General features: G+C 62.4%; 12 protein-coding genes. 9 read left to right on the top strand and 3 right to left on the bottom strand.

Annotated elements, in window-relative coordinates:
• Nucleotides 1–15: 15 nt before the first annotated feature.
• Nucleotides 16–846 carry a BtpA/SgcQ family protein gene (locus HS101_16445; GenBank protein ID MBE7507855.1) on the top strand — a complete coding sequence of 277 codons (831 nt, stop codon included), beginning with the start codon at nt 16–18 and terminating at the stop codon, nt 844–846.
• A gap of 566 nt (nt 847–1,412) precedes the next feature.
• On the opposite strand, the gene HS101_16450 is transcribed toward HS101_16445, so the two are convergent.
• A complete protein-coding gene (locus HS101_16450) occupies nt 1,413–2,963 on the bottom strand; it encodes a hypothetical protein (GenBank protein ID MBE7507856.1) in 1,551 nt (516 codons plus the stop codon).
• A 121-nt stretch (nt 2,964–3,084) separates the two neighbouring features.
• Between HS101_16450 and HS101_16455 the strand changes: the two genes are divergently transcribed.
• Nucleotides 3,085–3,318 carry a FeoB-associated Cys-rich membrane protein gene (locus HS101_16455; GenBank protein ID MBE7507857.1) on the top strand — a complete coding sequence of 78 codons (234 nt, stop codon included), beginning with the start codon at nt 3,085–3,087 and terminating at the stop codon, nt 3,316–3,318.
• A 17-nt stretch (nt 3,319–3,335) separates the two neighbouring features.
• Nucleotides 3,336–4,040 carry an SDR family oxidoreductase gene (locus HS101_16460; protein ID MBE7507858.1) on the top strand — a complete coding sequence of 235 codons (705 nt, stop codon included), beginning with the start codon at nt 3,336–3,338 and terminating at the stop codon, nt 4,038–4,040.
• Between the two features lie 10 nt (nt 4,041–4,050).
• On the opposite strand, the gene HS101_16465 is transcribed toward HS101_16460, so the two are convergent.
• Complete coding sequence (locus tag HS101_16465; protein ID MBE7507859.1) at nt 4,051–4,302, bottom strand: hypothetical protein; 252 nt, start codon at nt 4,300–4,302, stop codon at nt 4,051–4,053.
• A 396-nt stretch (nt 4,303–4,698) separates the two neighbouring features.
• Here HS101_16465 and HS101_16470 point away from each other — a divergent pair, with 396 nt between their 5' ends.
• The 5 genes from HS101_16470 (at nt 4,699) to HS101_16490 (ending at nt 10,492) form a co-directional block, all read left to right on the top strand.
• The gene (locus HS101_16470) at nt 4,699–6,144 is read left to right on the top strand and encodes a tetratricopeptide repeat protein (GenBank protein MBE7507860.1); all 1,446 of its coding nucleotides are present in this window, start codon (nt 4,699–4,701) and stop codon (nt 6,142–6,144) included.
• 47 nt (nt 6,145–6,191) lie between these two features.
• Nucleotides 6,192–7,211 carry a DNA polymerase III subunit delta gene (holA, locus tag HS101_16475; GenBank protein ID MBE7507861.1) on the top strand — a complete coding sequence of 340 codons (1,020 nt, stop codon included), beginning with the start codon at nt 6,192–6,194 and terminating at the stop codon, nt 7,209–7,211.
• A gap of 150 nt (nt 7,212–7,361) precedes the next feature.
• The gene (locus HS101_16480) at nt 7,362–9,002 is read left to right on the top strand and encodes a hypothetical protein (protein MBE7507862.1); all 1,641 of its coding nucleotides are present in this window, start codon (nt 7,362–7,364) and stop codon (nt 9,000–9,002) included.
• A 38-nt stretch (nt 9,003–9,040) separates the two neighbouring features.
• On the top strand, nt 9,041–9,646 hold the full coding sequence (locus tag HS101_16485; GenBank protein MBE7507863.1) for a class I SAM-dependent methyltransferase: 606 nt from the start codon (nt 9,041–9,043) through the stop codon (nt 9,644–9,646).
• 63 nt (nt 9,647–9,709) lie between these two features.
• Nucleotides 9,710–10,492: a uracil-DNA glycosylase gene (locus HS101_16490; GenBank protein ID MBE7507864.1), complete on the top strand. Its 783-nt coding sequence runs from the start codon at nt 9,710–9,712 to the stop codon at nt 10,490–10,492.
• A gap of 48 nt (nt 10,493–10,540) precedes the next feature.
• Here HS101_16490 and HS101_16495 read toward each other — a convergent pair whose 3' ends face one another.
• Complete coding sequence (locus tag HS101_16495) at nt 10,541–11,581, bottom strand: amidohydrolase (protein ID MBE7507865.1); 1,041 nt, start codon at nt 11,579–11,581, stop codon at nt 10,541–10,543.
• Between the two features lie 2,758 nt (nt 11,582–14,339).
• Here HS101_16495 and HS101_16500 point away from each other — a divergent pair.
• Nucleotides 14,340–14,954 (top strand): thrombospondin type 3 repeat-containing protein, encoded by a 615-nt coding sequence (locus HS101_16500; protein ID MBE7507866.1) that lies wholly within the window; start codon nt 14,340–14,342, stop codon nt 14,952–14,954.
• The last annotated feature ends 3 nt before the right edge of the window (nt 14,955–14,957 follow it).

Raw genomic sequence — 14,957 nt, forward strand, 5'->3', positions numbered from 1 at the left:
GGATTCCTTCCAATTATGTCATCACACGGACTGGGCTTTCTGGCCTCACTTTCGCGACCCGCATTAGTCGGCATGATTCACGTTCACGCCCTGCCGGGCACGCCGCGGTCGCAGAGGAAGGTCCGCGAGATCATTGAGCAGGCGCTGCGAGAGACGCGCGTACTGATCACCGGCGGCGTTGATGCGATCATCCTCGAAAACATGCACGACCTGCCCTACATGAATCGCAAGGTGGGCCCGGAGATTGTGTCGACGATGACGGCGGTGTGCAGCGCAGTGCGGCAGGCGACGGAGGGCCCGCTGGGTGTGCAGGTGCTGGCGGGGGCGAATCGCGAGGCCGTCGCGGTGGCACTGGCGGCGGAGCTTCAGTTCGTCCGTTGCGAGGGGTTTGTTTTTTCACATGTGGCGGACGAGGGGCTGATGGGTGAGGCGGATGCGGGGCCGCTCCTGCGATATCGGCGGATGATCGGCGCGGAGCATGTCGCCGTCATCGCGGATATCAAAAAGAAGCACTCGTCGCACGCGATTACGTCGGACGTGAGCCTTGCCGAGATGGCGAAGGCCGCCGCGTTTGCCGGGGCCGAAGGCGTCGTCGTCACGGGGACCGCCACGGGCGCACCGACGAGTCCTGCCGATGTTCAGGCGGTCGCCGAAGCGGTGGATGAACCGATCTTCGTGGGCAGCGGTGTGACACCGGAACAGATCCCGGCGCTGGCGAAGCACGCCGATGCGCTGATCGTCGGAAGCTACATCAAGAAGGACGGCCACTGGGCCAACGAGCCGGACCCGACGCGAATACAATCACTGGTCACGGTGCTTCATGCTGCCGCTCGCACAACTCGCTGATGTTTTTGATTTTGACTTTATTGCAAGTATCGGGCTCAAATCACCGATCGTCGGAATCATTGTCGGTTGGGCGCTCGTCGGTATCCCCGCGAGACGAATCGACTGGCGTCTTTGCTTGTATTACTATCTAGTGGCTCTGATCCTCTGGGTCGTAGCAGTGACCGCGAACCTGGTTGCAGGCGCGAACTCGATATTCGCGTTTACCCTCTGCCCATTGTATCTCGTCATTCTTAGCGGCCCGATCATTGGCCTCATTGCCGCTACCTCGCCATGCCGATTGCGCTCAAGGTATCCATCGGGTCATTGCCAGAGCTGTGGGTACAACCTGACCGGAAACGTGAGCGGCCGATGTCCAGAGTGCGGCCAGTCGATGTCTGCCCCACCGGCCGAGCCGAAGATGCGAAACCCAAAACATGTCTTCTGGACAACCTGTGGGCTCATCGCCGTTCTGCTCGCACTGGCGGGCCCAGCATTTTATGAGGAGGGCTTATTTTTTCCGGTAGTCTGGACTGTCGCCATAATTGCGTGCTGCACTCGGGCAATCTTGCTTGCCAAACATCTTAAGGTCAGCGGCCAGCCGCCGTCTCAGCCGAGTCATCACGCTGTGCCTGTTGACGAAACTCTACCCCCAATCGGACCAAGTCAGCCCTGAGCGCCTCCATGCGGATCACCTCAGGCAACGGGCCGTTCGTCGTCATGACGAAACCGCTGGACGAATCGGCATTCAGCGAACCGTGCGCCGCGGATACGTCCACCAGCTTTGTCATCAGCTCGCTGCCGCAGTGCCAGCCGTCCTGCACCGAGGCCATCACGTCCGGCGGGTGTATCATCAAACCATGGAAGGCTCGCCAGAGTCGATGGAGGGCGTCTGGATATAGGTGGTCCTTCGTCGCTTCAAACAATAAGTTGTCGACGATGCTGCCGTCCGGACCGACTTCGCCCCGCTGACGAAGAACATCGATAACGGGAAGCAACAGTAGCGGGTCGCCATATTCGCAGTCGTACCTGTAGCCTTCGCCGGCGGCGCTTCGACGGATGCGAGCCAGACCGCTTTTGCCTCGAACAACGACCGCATCATCCTTGTCCAAGAAGGTCGTCAACTCGATGCCGTCCACGCCGATCATGTCACGGGCGACGGAATCCGGCGACTGGGTATAGACGCCCGCGTAGTTGACGACGCCGAACTCCGGCACGACCACGTCGGCGGGCCCTCGAAGCCGACTGGTGACGCGATAGCCGAACTTCTTCAGCAGGTCGGACAGCGGAATGCGCTTGCTGGGCAGCAGACAGTGGCCGTGGTCGGACATGAGGGTGATCTGCACACGGCCGCGCAGCTCGAACATCACCGCCTGACAAAATCGGTCCAGTCGAACCAGCGCCGACTGATGGCCGCTTCTACCCTGGGTCGCGCCGAGGCCGGAGGTGGTGACGACATAGCCGACGAACGGATTCTCCTGGCCGCGATAGAAATGCCGCTGAATCTTGCCGAGCTCGTGGCCATACCAGATGTCCGGCCAGAGATAGGCGACGGCGTGGGCGATGAACTGGAGGTGATAGTCGGTGTGACCAAGCCATCCCGCATTGCCCTCGGCGGCATAGACATCGTAACCGCCGTGCAGGACTTTACCGTCGTAATACTCCGATTCCGCACCTCGAGACGGGGAGACGCCGAAGAACTCAGAAAACGACAAATCGGTCATGACCGGGAACGGGCTGATGACACGGCTGGGCGGAGGAAAGAGCCGAAATCGGCCTGCCTGCCAAGCTTCGTGGACGACGCCGTACGGGATGCTGTCGAGCAGAACGACGAGCTGCCTGTCGCCTTCGTTTGATCCGGCGCTGAGGCGATCGACGACTGCTTCGAGAACTCCGTCATTGTCGGTGTCGAATTGCAGACGATGAACTCGCCCGTCGGCGTTTAGAAACTCGGCGTAGTCCGGCTTCCCGTCATCGTTCATGTCATAGCGGTGTTCAACGTCACCGGCGTCTGTCGCGACAGTTTCCAGTGGCGCGACGGGGGCCAACTTCGGGCCAGGCCCGGCGCATCCCGGTCCCGTGGCGATTGCGGCCATCGCCGTGACGGCCGCGATGAGAATTTTGAACCACGACTTTTGCATAACTTGGCTCAATCCTGGAGCGATCGGCGAGACTTAATTCCTCGCGGGCGGGGTATCCTATGCTCGCGGCGTCACGCGGCCAAATCGCCAAGCGGCCGTCAGCGCGTTAGAATCCCTTGGCATGAATCCGTTGATTGAAATGTCGCTGGTCGCGGTTTGCATCGCCGCAGCCGTGATCTATCTGGTGAGGCGTATCGTCTCCAGCATGCGAAGGTCGGCGCTGTCCGGTTGCGGCGGCTCCTGTCGTTGCGAAGCCGGGTCACCCGATGAGCAGGACCGGCTCGGCAAACGGATTGAGCTCGTCGAACTCGGCGGACTTCGCGGCATCGGCCCTGGAAAGGGGACGCGCCCTTAATCGCTATGGAACCCATATTGCTCAGAGGACAAACGGCGGTTGTCACGGGAGCGGGACGGGGCATCGGTCGCGCCATTGCGCGTCGGCTCGCTGCCGCCGGCGCTCACGTTGCCATCACCTCCCGAACGGCCGAGCAGCTTCACGAGACTCAGAAGTGCATCGAGCGCGACAACGGCCGCGTGCTCTCGATTGTGGCGGACGTCACCCGTGAGGAAGATGTCGAGCGGCTTTTCGCCGAGACGGCCGAAGTCCTGGGACCGGTGAAGATCCTGATCAACAATGCGGGGATATCTCCGGTCGCCAAGATCGAGGAGATGGAGCCGCATCTCTTCGATACCCTGGTATGCACCAACATTCGAAGCGTATTTCTCTGCACGCGCGCGGTATGGGACGGAATGGTCAAGAGCGGCGGCGGCTCGATTGTCAACATTTCTTCGGTCTCCGCGTACGATCCGTTTCCCGGCTTGGCGGCCTACGGCGGGGCAAAGGCATTTGTCACGACCTACTCCAAAGGACTGGCGGAAGAGGGGCGGCCGCGCGGGATACGCGTTTATTGCGTGGCCCCCGGCGCCGTTGAGACGGACATGCTTCGCGGGGCATTTCCCGAGTTCCCTGAGGATCAGGTTCTACAGCCGGAAGATGTGGCGTCCCTGGTGGAGCTGCTGCTGATGCCCGGCGCGCGGTATTCGTCAGGGCAGTCGATCACGATTCGCAAGTCTTAAAGCGTCCGATTCAGGCGCTGGCGTACATGGCCCGCAGCTTGCGCTTCCACATCGAAGGGTGGCGTTCGCGGTAGTCCTCGGACGACTCGATCTGCTTCGGGGGCTGTTCGACGGTGGCGGGGCGGACATTTCTCGACGGCGGCGCCTGCCGAGCGGGACGCATGTCAGGCAGCCAGCGATAATTCACGGCCGAGCTGAAGTCGCTTTGGACGCAACCGGTGGCCCCGGCGAATATCAGACGGGCCGACGCGGCCATGACCATTCTGCAAATCCTGGACGAAGTCTTCACGGCGTATTCCCCCACTAGCTTGGCTGCTATCCAAAACTACCCACCGGCACAGGATCGATTCGCCGGGCACCCTCAACATCGTTCCGCGGGCCGGACGACGTGAGCAAAGAGCCGATTTCAGTATTGAAAACAGAGACGGACGGGGCCAGTCCAAAACGCATTTCGAGCATGCCTGGATTCGGACGACGCCACTGGCAGAGCTGGAATCGACGTTTTTTCGGGATGGGTGACGTCAGACTTTTAGTGACGACGCCTGATACGTCGATATGCCCGATAACCGGCGTGATCGTCGTTGCGCGACGGAGCGCGCAGGACGGATGTACTCGCCGGCCCGCCAGATCGTCGGGAGAGAACACCAAAGGAAGACAGATGACATCGCCTGACTCTTTTCTCGTACGCCTTGTGACTGCCGCCGCGGTCGTATGCGGCGCCGTGGCGGCGGCTTATGCGGACATCCCCTCTGACACGATCGCGTCGGATAACCGGCCGTCGCCGTTCTTCGAGCGAGAGATCCCGTCGTTGCCGACAAAGGACATCGAAATCGCCTACCAGTCGGCCTCGTCGGGAGGAAATGTCACGCAGGTCGATCTTTGGGTGACCACCGATCGCGGGGCGACATGGACGAAGTACACCTCTGAACGATTGGAGGGAGGGCTCGGCAAGAGGGGCAAACTGACCAAGCGAATAAGCGCGGCCGGCAGCTCCATCACATATCATGCGGACGGTGAGGGGCTCTACGGGTTCTACCTCGTGCTGCACAATGGCGCCGGCGCCTCTTCCCCCCCACCGACGCCGGGCACGGCGCCTCAGCAATGGGTTCGCGTCGACCTCAGCGCACCGATCGCCAAGATTCTCAGCGTGCGCTCGGCCGAAGACTTCGCCTCGCGGCGTGAGGTGACGATCCGCTGGGAGGTCCTCGACGACAACCTGACCGAGCGACCCGTGACGGTCTACGCGCGCACCGAGCAATCGAAGATGTACCGCCCCATCGCCGAGCTGCGCGCGGCGGCGAGCGAATTCCGCTGGGACGTTCCGCGCGACGTCACCGGTCGAGTGGAGATCAAGATCGCCGCGACCGACCGGGCCGGTCATACGGCGCGTGCGATTTTCAGCGACCTACACGTTGTCGCGCCCCCGGTGACGGCCCCCGAGGAGGCCAGCATTCAAACCGCCGATTCGACGCACGGTCGAAAGGAAGCCGCTTCGACGAACGACGCCGACGCGCTCTTCGTCGGCCCAACTATGACTCAGGGTGCTGGGCTGACTGCGCACGGAGAGCCCGATGCCGGCATGCAGCGCGTCGATCCCGCGGCAGCCGAAGATGCCCGCAAGCAATACGATCTGGGAACATGGCACCGGTTGCGCGGCGAGACCGACGTCGCGATCGTTCGTTACCGCAAGGCGCTGGAGTACGATCCCGGCCTTGCTTCGGCCCGACACGATCTGGCGGCGCTGTTGTTGCTCGTCGGTCAGACTAAGGACGCTGAAGCAGAGCTCGATCGGCTGTTAAAAGATCGACCCGACGATCCGTCGGCGCTGAAGACGATGGCGCTTGTGCAATCGCGACATCGCAATTACCGTTCGGCGGCGGCGACGTTGCAGAAGCTGCTATTTCTGGCGCCCGACGACGCCGACGCCTGGCTGAGCTTCGGCGACGTGACGCTCTTCATGGGCGACCGAACGCAGGCCCGGGCAGCGTGGAGCAAGGTCGAGGCATCACAGACAGCCACGCAGGAACAGCGGCGCAAGGCGGCCAAGCGACTGGAGCTGTATCGAGACGCCGCCGTCGCGGCGCAACTCGAGTCGACACCGTAAGCAGTCGGTCGAGCGCTGGCGGCTGTCTTGCTTCGGGAGGGCGAAGGATGGCGGCCGGAAGGGCAAGAGCAAGCGGAAGCGACCCGGGCAAGGGCCCGTCAAATCGCCCCCACCCCCCCATTGTCGTTATATACGGTCCGGATGTATTCCTCCGCGCAGTTGCGCTGGAGGATGTCCTGCAGTCCGTTCTCGGCAAGGATCGCGATCAGATGACGCTGGCGGAGTTCAGCGGGCCGGACGCGACCATCGCGACGGTGCTCGATGAATGTCGTACGCCATCGCTGCTCGCGCCGGTGCGATTGGTCCTCGTTCGCGACGCGGACGACTTCGTGAGCGCCAATCGCGACGTCATTGAGAAATACCTGTCCGCCCCCTCGCCGTCCGGCGTGCTTGTCCTGGATTGCCAAAGCTGGCCCAAGAACACGCGTCTTTACAGGCTGACGGCCGAGATCGGAAAGAACATTCCGTGCGAGACGCCCAAGGGGGCCGCGGTCGTCGGCTGGCTGACCGATCGGGCGAACGATCCCTACGGGTGCAGGCTGGAGAATGCAGCGGCCCGGCTGCTCGTTGATCTGGTCGGGGCTCAGCTTGGGCTTCTCGACATGGAGCTGTCGAAGCTGGCGACCTTCGTGGCCCCGGAGACGCAGATCCGCGCGAAGGACGTCGAGCAACTGGTCGGTGAGTCTCGCGCCGAGGTGGTCTTCAAGCTCGTCGATGCCATATGCGACGGCAATGCGCGGGCGGCGCTGGAACTGTGGGATCAGGTGATCAGTCACGATCGAGACGCCGAATACCGCGCGATCGGCGGGCTGGCCTATTCATTTCGGCGAATGGCCGAGGCCCGGCGGGTTGTTGAAAGCGGCGCACCGATCGCAGTCGCCGCGAAGGAAGCGGGAATCTGGGGCGACCTTCAGGCTGTGCGGCGGCAGCTTGGACGATTCTCCGCGGCACAGTGGGAGGACATTCTCAGCCAGTTGCTGCGGATCGATGTCGGTATGAAAAGCAGTCTGGGCGGCATCAAATTGGGCGTCGAAAAGCTGATTTGCAGCCTCGCCGCGGCCTCATAGCTGTCTCGGGCCTCGCCGGGGCTCGTGTCGTCGCACTGGATTTGTCGAACAAATACCGCGAGAATGGGCCCTTTGGTTCCGGGGTATGCAGGGAGGATGGTCCGGTCGGCGTCGCGCGGGACGCCCGTTAAACGAGGATAAGGTTTGCACATGTCAAAGTTGCCGTCCGTATCTCGTCCGTCGGTCTGTGCCGCGGCGCTCATCATTGCCACTTTCTTATACGGCTGTTCCGAACAAAAGTGGGACTGGTTCGGCCTGAAGAAGTCCGAATCCAAAGAGACCAAACCGGCCGCCATGGCCAAGCCGGCCCAGCCCGAGAAGACGGCCGCGAAGCCGGAATCTGCCGATCCGGACGATCCCAACGCCAAGGAAGTGGACAAGCGCGTCGAAGAGTACGTCAAATCGATGAACAATCGATACGACCCGGGCTACGTGCAAAACGACTTCACCACGAAGATCGAGCGGCAGAGCGATCCGGATCGGGCCAATCGAATTCGCAAGACGGCAGCGCGATCGAGGAGTGATTCTGGGCAGTATGAGCCCGAGTGGGCGCCGGACTCCGGCAAAAACCCCGGCAGCCTAGCCGGTACCGATACACTGAGCAAAACAGGAAATGACGACGCTCCGCAGATCGCCGATCTGAAAGATCCTTCAACGGAAACCGCGGACAAAAAGTCGGCCATCGGCGCGACGCCGGAAAAGAAGTCGTCCGGCCAGATGCCGGCCACCGCGAATCGCAACCAGCCCAAGCCGCTCGAACCCGACGCTATCGAGCATAAAGACTCTGCGCAGGAACCTGTCACGCAGTCGCCCGCCGTGGCCACAAATCGCCCACCGGCAAGTGTCGACCAGCCGGAAGAATCGACGCCGGCTCAGCAGCCTGAGACGGCGGAAACAGCAAGCGCCAACGAGAAGCCGGTCGCCAAGCCGCCGGTGCTCGCGGACATCTCCGTCTCCGCCGCGCCGAAAACCACGGCAAATTCCCGGCCGCAGACCATTTCAGACGATTCGACAGCAGAGGAAGTGATTCCGGCCAAGACGGAGCCGGTCGCGACGAATTCACCAGTAGCGCCGGCCCCTTCGACGGCTGCGCCGATTGCCGATGCGATCAAGGCGAAGATCGCCGAGCAGGAGCGGCTCGTGGCGCGCGATCCGAACAATCTGGAAGAGCAATTCCGACTGCGAATGATGTACCTCGTCGACGGCCAGGACGACAAGGCCCTCGCGCCGACCGACGGCGTCAATGAAGACATTCAGGAAATCATGCGCGGGCAGATTCAGGCCATGATGTCGGCGCGCAGCACGTCGGAGCGCGACCCGGCCACGTGGGCCAACCGGCAACTCGATGCCATCGAGACACTGCGCCAGCTCGTTCGCCAGAAGGCGGATCTGCGGGTACCGAAGGTTGAGCTTTGCAGCGCGATCGACGGATTCGGCCGATACGAGCCGATCTCGCCCCCCGACTTCCGAGTCAGCGCTCGAAACCTTGTCCTGCTTTACATCGAGGTGGACAACTTCCAATCTGAGAAGACGCCGTCGGGCATGTACCGCACCCTGCTCTCGGTGCGCCAGAGCCTGCTCAGCACCACGGGCGAAGAGCTCTGGACTCAGCGCGATGAGAATATCGAAGACCTTGCCCGGCAGCAGCGAAGCGACTTCTACCTGACCATCGGCCCGCTGGCGATTCCCAAGACATTGGGCGCCGGCGAGTATGTGATGAAGGTCGAGGTCGAGGACGTCATCGCCGGCAAGATGAACAGCAACGTGGCCAGATTCAAGATGGTCCCCTGATCGCCTCCCGGATCGCCAACAAGGGAGGGATACGCAGCGTGCTGGACCCCGTCGGCTCCACTTCCTGGCACAACCGTCACCTTTCTGTTTTTGAACGGCTCGCGGAACTCCTGCGCGAACAGGGAGCGGACAACCCCACGATTCTCGTCATCGGGCCCGGCGGCGTGACGTCGCTGATGGCCGGCATGTTGAACGATTCATCGCGGGAGGATGCGTCCAGTCTTCGCAAGCTGATGGGCGATGCGGCGCGATACAGCGATCAACTCCTGCGGCGCATCCCGGTCATGCCGCTTCGCTCGCTGGAGCCGGAGGAGATCGAGCGGACCATCACGATCCCCCATCGGTTGGTGGTGATCGACCGGTCGCAGCGCATTCTTTCGGCGGTTGCCCGGCAGATTCCCGGTGCGGCGTGTCATTGTCTCGATGTTTCATTTCAGCGCGTGCCGATGGAGGCGGATGTGATCGTGGCGTTTAACGTGTTCTGCCGACTGGAGCGGCCGGAGGAGGGGCTGCGCAACGTCATGCCGGCGCTTCGGCCGGGGGGATTGCTGCTCATCGACGATCGCTCGGCGACGGGACGGCTCGACGAATGGCCGGATTTGCGTCCGATTGATTCCAAGATTCACCGGCGGATGCCGGCGTAAATTCACAACGGGGATTCAGGTTGCCTTGTCGGCGCGGATTGACTCTGGTAAGACGATTGGCAGATGTCAGCCCCCCACTCGACGATCGCCGACGCCCTTCGACAGCGGTTTGAGGCCGACGCGCTGCTTGGCGCGGACGTGCTTCCGATTCGCATATCAGGCGATTTAGCGACATCCGAGTCTGGCTCGCCCGAAGCACCGCCGCTTCCGGCGCGGCCGCCGGTTTCGCGCGAGGAGATCGAGCTGCGCAATACGGCGCTGGCGGTCATTGACGATGCCGAGGTCAAGGTGTGCGTGAAGTGCGCCCTGCATGCCACGCGAACGAAGACGGTGTTCGGGGTGGGCAGTCCCGCGGCGCGGATCATGTTCATCGGCGAAGCGCCCGGTCACGACGAGGATGTATCGGGCGAGCCGTTTGTCGGGCGCGCGGGGCAACTGCTGACCGACATGATTCAGAAGGGAATGGGGCTGAAGCGCGAGGCGGTTTACATCGCCAACGTGATCAAGTGCCGGCCGCCGAACAACCGGACGCCGGCGACCGACGAGATCACGGCGTGCAAGGACTATCTGCTGCGGCAGATTGAGATCATCAAGCCGGAGGTGATCATCGCGCTGGGTGCGCCGGCGGCGCAAACGCTGCTGGGGACGCGCGACGGAATCGGCCGGCTGCGCGGGCGGTGGCACGACTTTTACGTGAGCGGGACGGCGACGATCGGCGAGCCGATTGCGGTGATGCCGACGTTTCATCCGGCGTATCTGCTGCGCGATGCCACCCAGAAGGGCAAGGCGTGGGCGGATTTGAAGATGGTGATGGCGCGGCTGGGCATACCGATCCCGCAGCGATGATGGTGCAATCGCGCTTGCACCAGACCTCCTGGTCATTTCGCAATAACGTCAGCCGTGCAGAAACTCCTTGACCGACGCATGGAGGATGTGCTCGCGAGCTTTCGCATCAAGCGGCGGCATTTCCAAGATGAGCTTGCCAGGTTCGGCCTCGCCGAGGGGGAAGGGGTAATCGGAGCCGAGGCAGATGCGGCGACTGCCGAAGAGGCCGAGGAGAAAGTTCAGGGCGTCGGCATCGTGGACGAGGGAGTCCACCCAGAAGCGGGCCGGGGCGCCGTCCGGTTTCGCCAGGTAATCTCGCGGGTTGGTTTTGCTATCCACGGTGCACAGGTCGGGCCGGACGCGCCAGCCGTGCTCGATTCGGCCGATGGTGAAGGGGAAGGACCCGCCACCGTGGGCGAAGGCGACGCGGAGCTTCGGAAACTTATCAAACACGCCGCCGAAGATCATCGAGCAGATGGCGAGGCTCGTTTCCGCGGGCATGCCGACCAGCCAGGGCAGCCAGTACTTCGTCATGCGATCCTTGCCCATCATGTCCCAGGGATGGACGAAGACGCATGCTCCCAGCCGCTCGGCGGTCTCGAAGACGGCGGCCAGCGCCGGCTCGCTCAGGTTCCACTGTTCTGTGCGCTCGGTGAACTTATTGGGCTCGATGTGGGTGCCGATCTCGACGCCGGGCATTCCGAGATCGCGGACGCAGCGTTCCATCTCGCGGCAGGCGAGGTCGGGGTCCTGCATGGGGATCGTTCCGAGGCCGATGAAGCGGTCGGGATTATCGCGGACGACCTCGGCGATGTGGTCGTTGAGGAGGCGCGAGAGTTCGAGGGCGTCGGCGGGCTTGGCCCAATAGCTGAACATGACCGGGACCGTTGAAAGAACCTGCATGGTGACGCCGGTGCGGTCGCAGTCCTCGATCCGCCGTGCGGGGCTCCAGCAGTTGTCGTCGATCTCGCGGAAGACGCGATCGCCAATGAGCATCTTCGCGCGGCAGGGCTTGTGGTGGTCCAGCCGCAACCAACCGGGATAGCCGAACTTCTCGACGAGGTCGGGCCATCGCTCGGGGAGGATGTGCGTGTGGAGGTCGATTTTCATCGTCGAGGCATTGTAGCGGCGAGGGGAAACGTCAAAACGGCAAAAAGTCAAAACGTCAAAATGGTGTGCGGCGGCGGGGTTGCGCGGGTGCATTCGGAAGGTGGTATGAACATGCAAGCTTCGAAAACGGCGTTGGGCTGCGATTTTTGCAAGGTGACATAAGGCGAAAAAAGGTTTCGCCGGCGATTGCAAGTTGCGCGGCGGTCGCGAGTTGGGGCGGATGGGGAAAAAGTCGAAAAATTGAAAAGTCGAGGCGTCGAAATGGGGGAGACTTGGGGCCTGGGGCCTGGGGCGCGGAGGGGTCGAGCGGGAATGCAAGGGAGGTGACACACGGCGATGCGGCGCGGCTGGTGGTCCGTCGCCAAACGGCAAGCCGCTTCGGGGACCGCGCGGGAGGCGAGAGATTGAAGGTGACATAAGGTGACACAGCGCCTTTGGAAATCGTGCCAACACACGTGGCGGTCGCGAGTTGGGGCGAGGTGATTTTTTGGTGAAAATCAGCCAAAAACGGGCGACCGGGGCGGCGTGGTTTTGAATGTGGTCGTCGATCATGGGTGGATGGGCCTCCGTTGATTGATACTTGCTCGGCGTTCGCGCGGGGGCTTGCGATACCTGGACTATGCCTATGCCTACTAACTCTTGGCCCTTCGGGCCGACACCGGGGGATTAGCCGTACAAGGTTCGTTTTCGGGCCTATTTTGAAATTTCGTGAATCCTGCGGTTCCGGCATCGCATAGCTATCGGCGGCCCGAGGGTTTCTTAGGGGGCTTCGGGCAGACCGCCATTTTGGAGCTTCCCAATGTCTAGATCATGGATCCGACCTTTTGTCTGTGCCGTCACCCTCCTGGCTCTTGCCGGGAGTTCTGCCCGGGGCCAGATGGCCTATCGAAAGGTCATGCGCTCCGGTGAGCCTGCCCCGGATACGACAGGCTACTTCGGAACCCAGCAGTTGAGCTATCCGACGATCGATGAGGCGGGACACGTTTCGTTTAGCTGTTACCTCGCCCACGGGATCGGCGGCGTGGATGCATTCAACCAATGGACCTTGTACTCCGAAAACGCTCTCGGTGAATTACACCTCGTTGCCCGGCAAGGCGATCCAACGCCCGGCAACGTGGCGCTCCATTTCGAATCCAACAGCTTTACGACGCAGCATAAGAATCCACTCGGACAAGTGGCCTTTTATGGCGTGGGCGCCGGCCCGATGGTCTATCAGGGAGGCTGCTGGGCGCAGAACACCCTTGGCACTGTCGTGAGAGTGGCATTCGGAGACGAAACGTTTACGAGCAGCCCGGCTGGTGGTCAGATCGCGAACGTCGGCACTCCGAGCATGAGCTCCTCGGGAGATGTTGTATTCCAAGGATTTCTCAAAATCGGAGTCGGTGGTGTCACCGTCAATGATGACGGCGCCTTATGGTGCCGGACAGCGGGAGGGCTGTTGAGATTGGTCGCCCGGGAAGGTGACAGCCTGCCCAACCTGCCGCCGGGTTTTGTCGCGGGCTCGGTTCAATACGCGCAAGTGGGCAATTCATTCTCGAACGTACCGCTGATCAATGCGGGCGGACAGGTCGCATTCTCGATTCCAACGAATTATGGACAGATGCTGATGGCCGAAAGCCACACCATGAATCCTCCGCGCGTGGCAGCGTATCAGGGCCAGCCGGCTCCGGGGCTTGGCAACGTCTCATTCCTGAGTTTTTCAAGCATGACTATCAACAACGGCGGAAATCTCGCCTTCAACGCGAAGCTGACGGGCATGGGTGTCAATGCGGACAATGACGAATCAATCTGGGTCGAAGATGGAGGCGCATTGCATCTGATCGCCCGGGAAGGCGATGCTGCTCCCGGCGGCGGCGTCTACAACATTCTCTATCCCCCGGCGCTGTCGGCGAACGGCGAAATCGCGTTCAGCAGTTTCCTCAAGGAGGGCATCGACGGCGTGAACTTCACGAACGACTTCGCCGTCTACAAATACACGCTCCCTGCGGGCACGATCCAGCTCATCATGCGTGATGGGATGGACGCACCGGGATTCCCAGCCGGCATTTACTTCGACACGCCGGTCGTTGTTCCATGCATCAACAATGTCGGGCAAGTAGCCTTCTATGCCCGAATCGCCGGCGCGCCCGCATATCAGTTCAACGGCGATTCCCTATGGGCCACGACACCGTCGGGCGTGCTGACCCCTGTGGTCGTGAAGGGGCAAAGCCTTGAGATTTCTCCGGGGGTTTTTCGAACGGTCAATTCGTGCGGCAGCTTTCCCGCCAAGGGCGTAGCCGGTCAGGACGGGCTGGGCTACCCATTCAACAACAGCGGGCAAGTCTGCTTCTCCGTCAATCTCTCCGACGGAACCAACGCCATTTACGTCTCGTCATTCGCTCCGTGCCCCGACAGCGACGGCGACGGGACCGATGACTGCGCCGACGGCTGTCCGAATGATGCCGCCAAGACTTCGCCGGGCGTCTGCGGGTGCGGCGTCGCCGACTCCGATTCCGATGCGGATGGAACCCTCGATTGCAACGACGGCTGTCCGGCAGACCCGCTGAAGGTCGCGCCGGGGATTTGCGGGTGCGGCGTGGTTGACAGCGCCAGCGACATGGACGGGGACGGGACCCCGGATTGCATCGACGGATGTCCGAATGACATTTTGAAGATCGCGCCGGGCGCATGTGGATGCGGCGTGGCGGACACAGACTCAGACGCAGACGGGACCGCGGACTGCAACGATGCGTGCCCTGCCGATCCGCTCAAAGTCACGATTGGCGTTTGCGGTTGCGGTGTCGCCGATACCGATTTCGACGGCGATGGGACGCCTGACTGCAACGACGGATGTCCCGCCGATCCGCTGAATATCGCGCCGGGCGTCTGCGGATGCGGCGTTGCCGATTCGGACTCAGACGGTGACGGCACGCTGAACTGCAATGACGGCTGCCCGGCTGACCCGTTGAAAACCGCCCCGGGCATTTGCGGATGCGGCGTTGTTGACAGTGCCGCTGACACGGACGGCGACGGGACCCTGGACTGCCTCGACGGGTGTCCCAACGATGCCGCCAAGACGGCACCGGGCGCATGTGGCTGTGGTAATCCTGATACCGACTCGGACGGCGATGGCCGCGCCGATTGCGTGGACAACTGTCCAAACGTCTCGAATCCCTCTCAAGCGGATGCGGACGGCGATGGGATCGGCGACGCATGTGACGCCATGCCGGCCCCGCCGCCGGGACCCGGCGCGCCGCTGCCCGGGCCGATTGTGAATCCCGTCAGCGACTGCGGCGCCGCGGGCGGCGGCTGCGGCGCGGGGATGATGACGATGCTGCCGGTGATGATGGTTGTGTCGAGGTCGATGCGGCGACGAAGCCGGCGCGGGGGGTGAGTG

Source organism: Planctomycetia bacterium (genome assembly GCA_015075745.1).
Classification (GTDB): Bacteria; Planctomycetota; Phycisphaerae; order UBA1845; family UTPLA1; genus UTPLA1.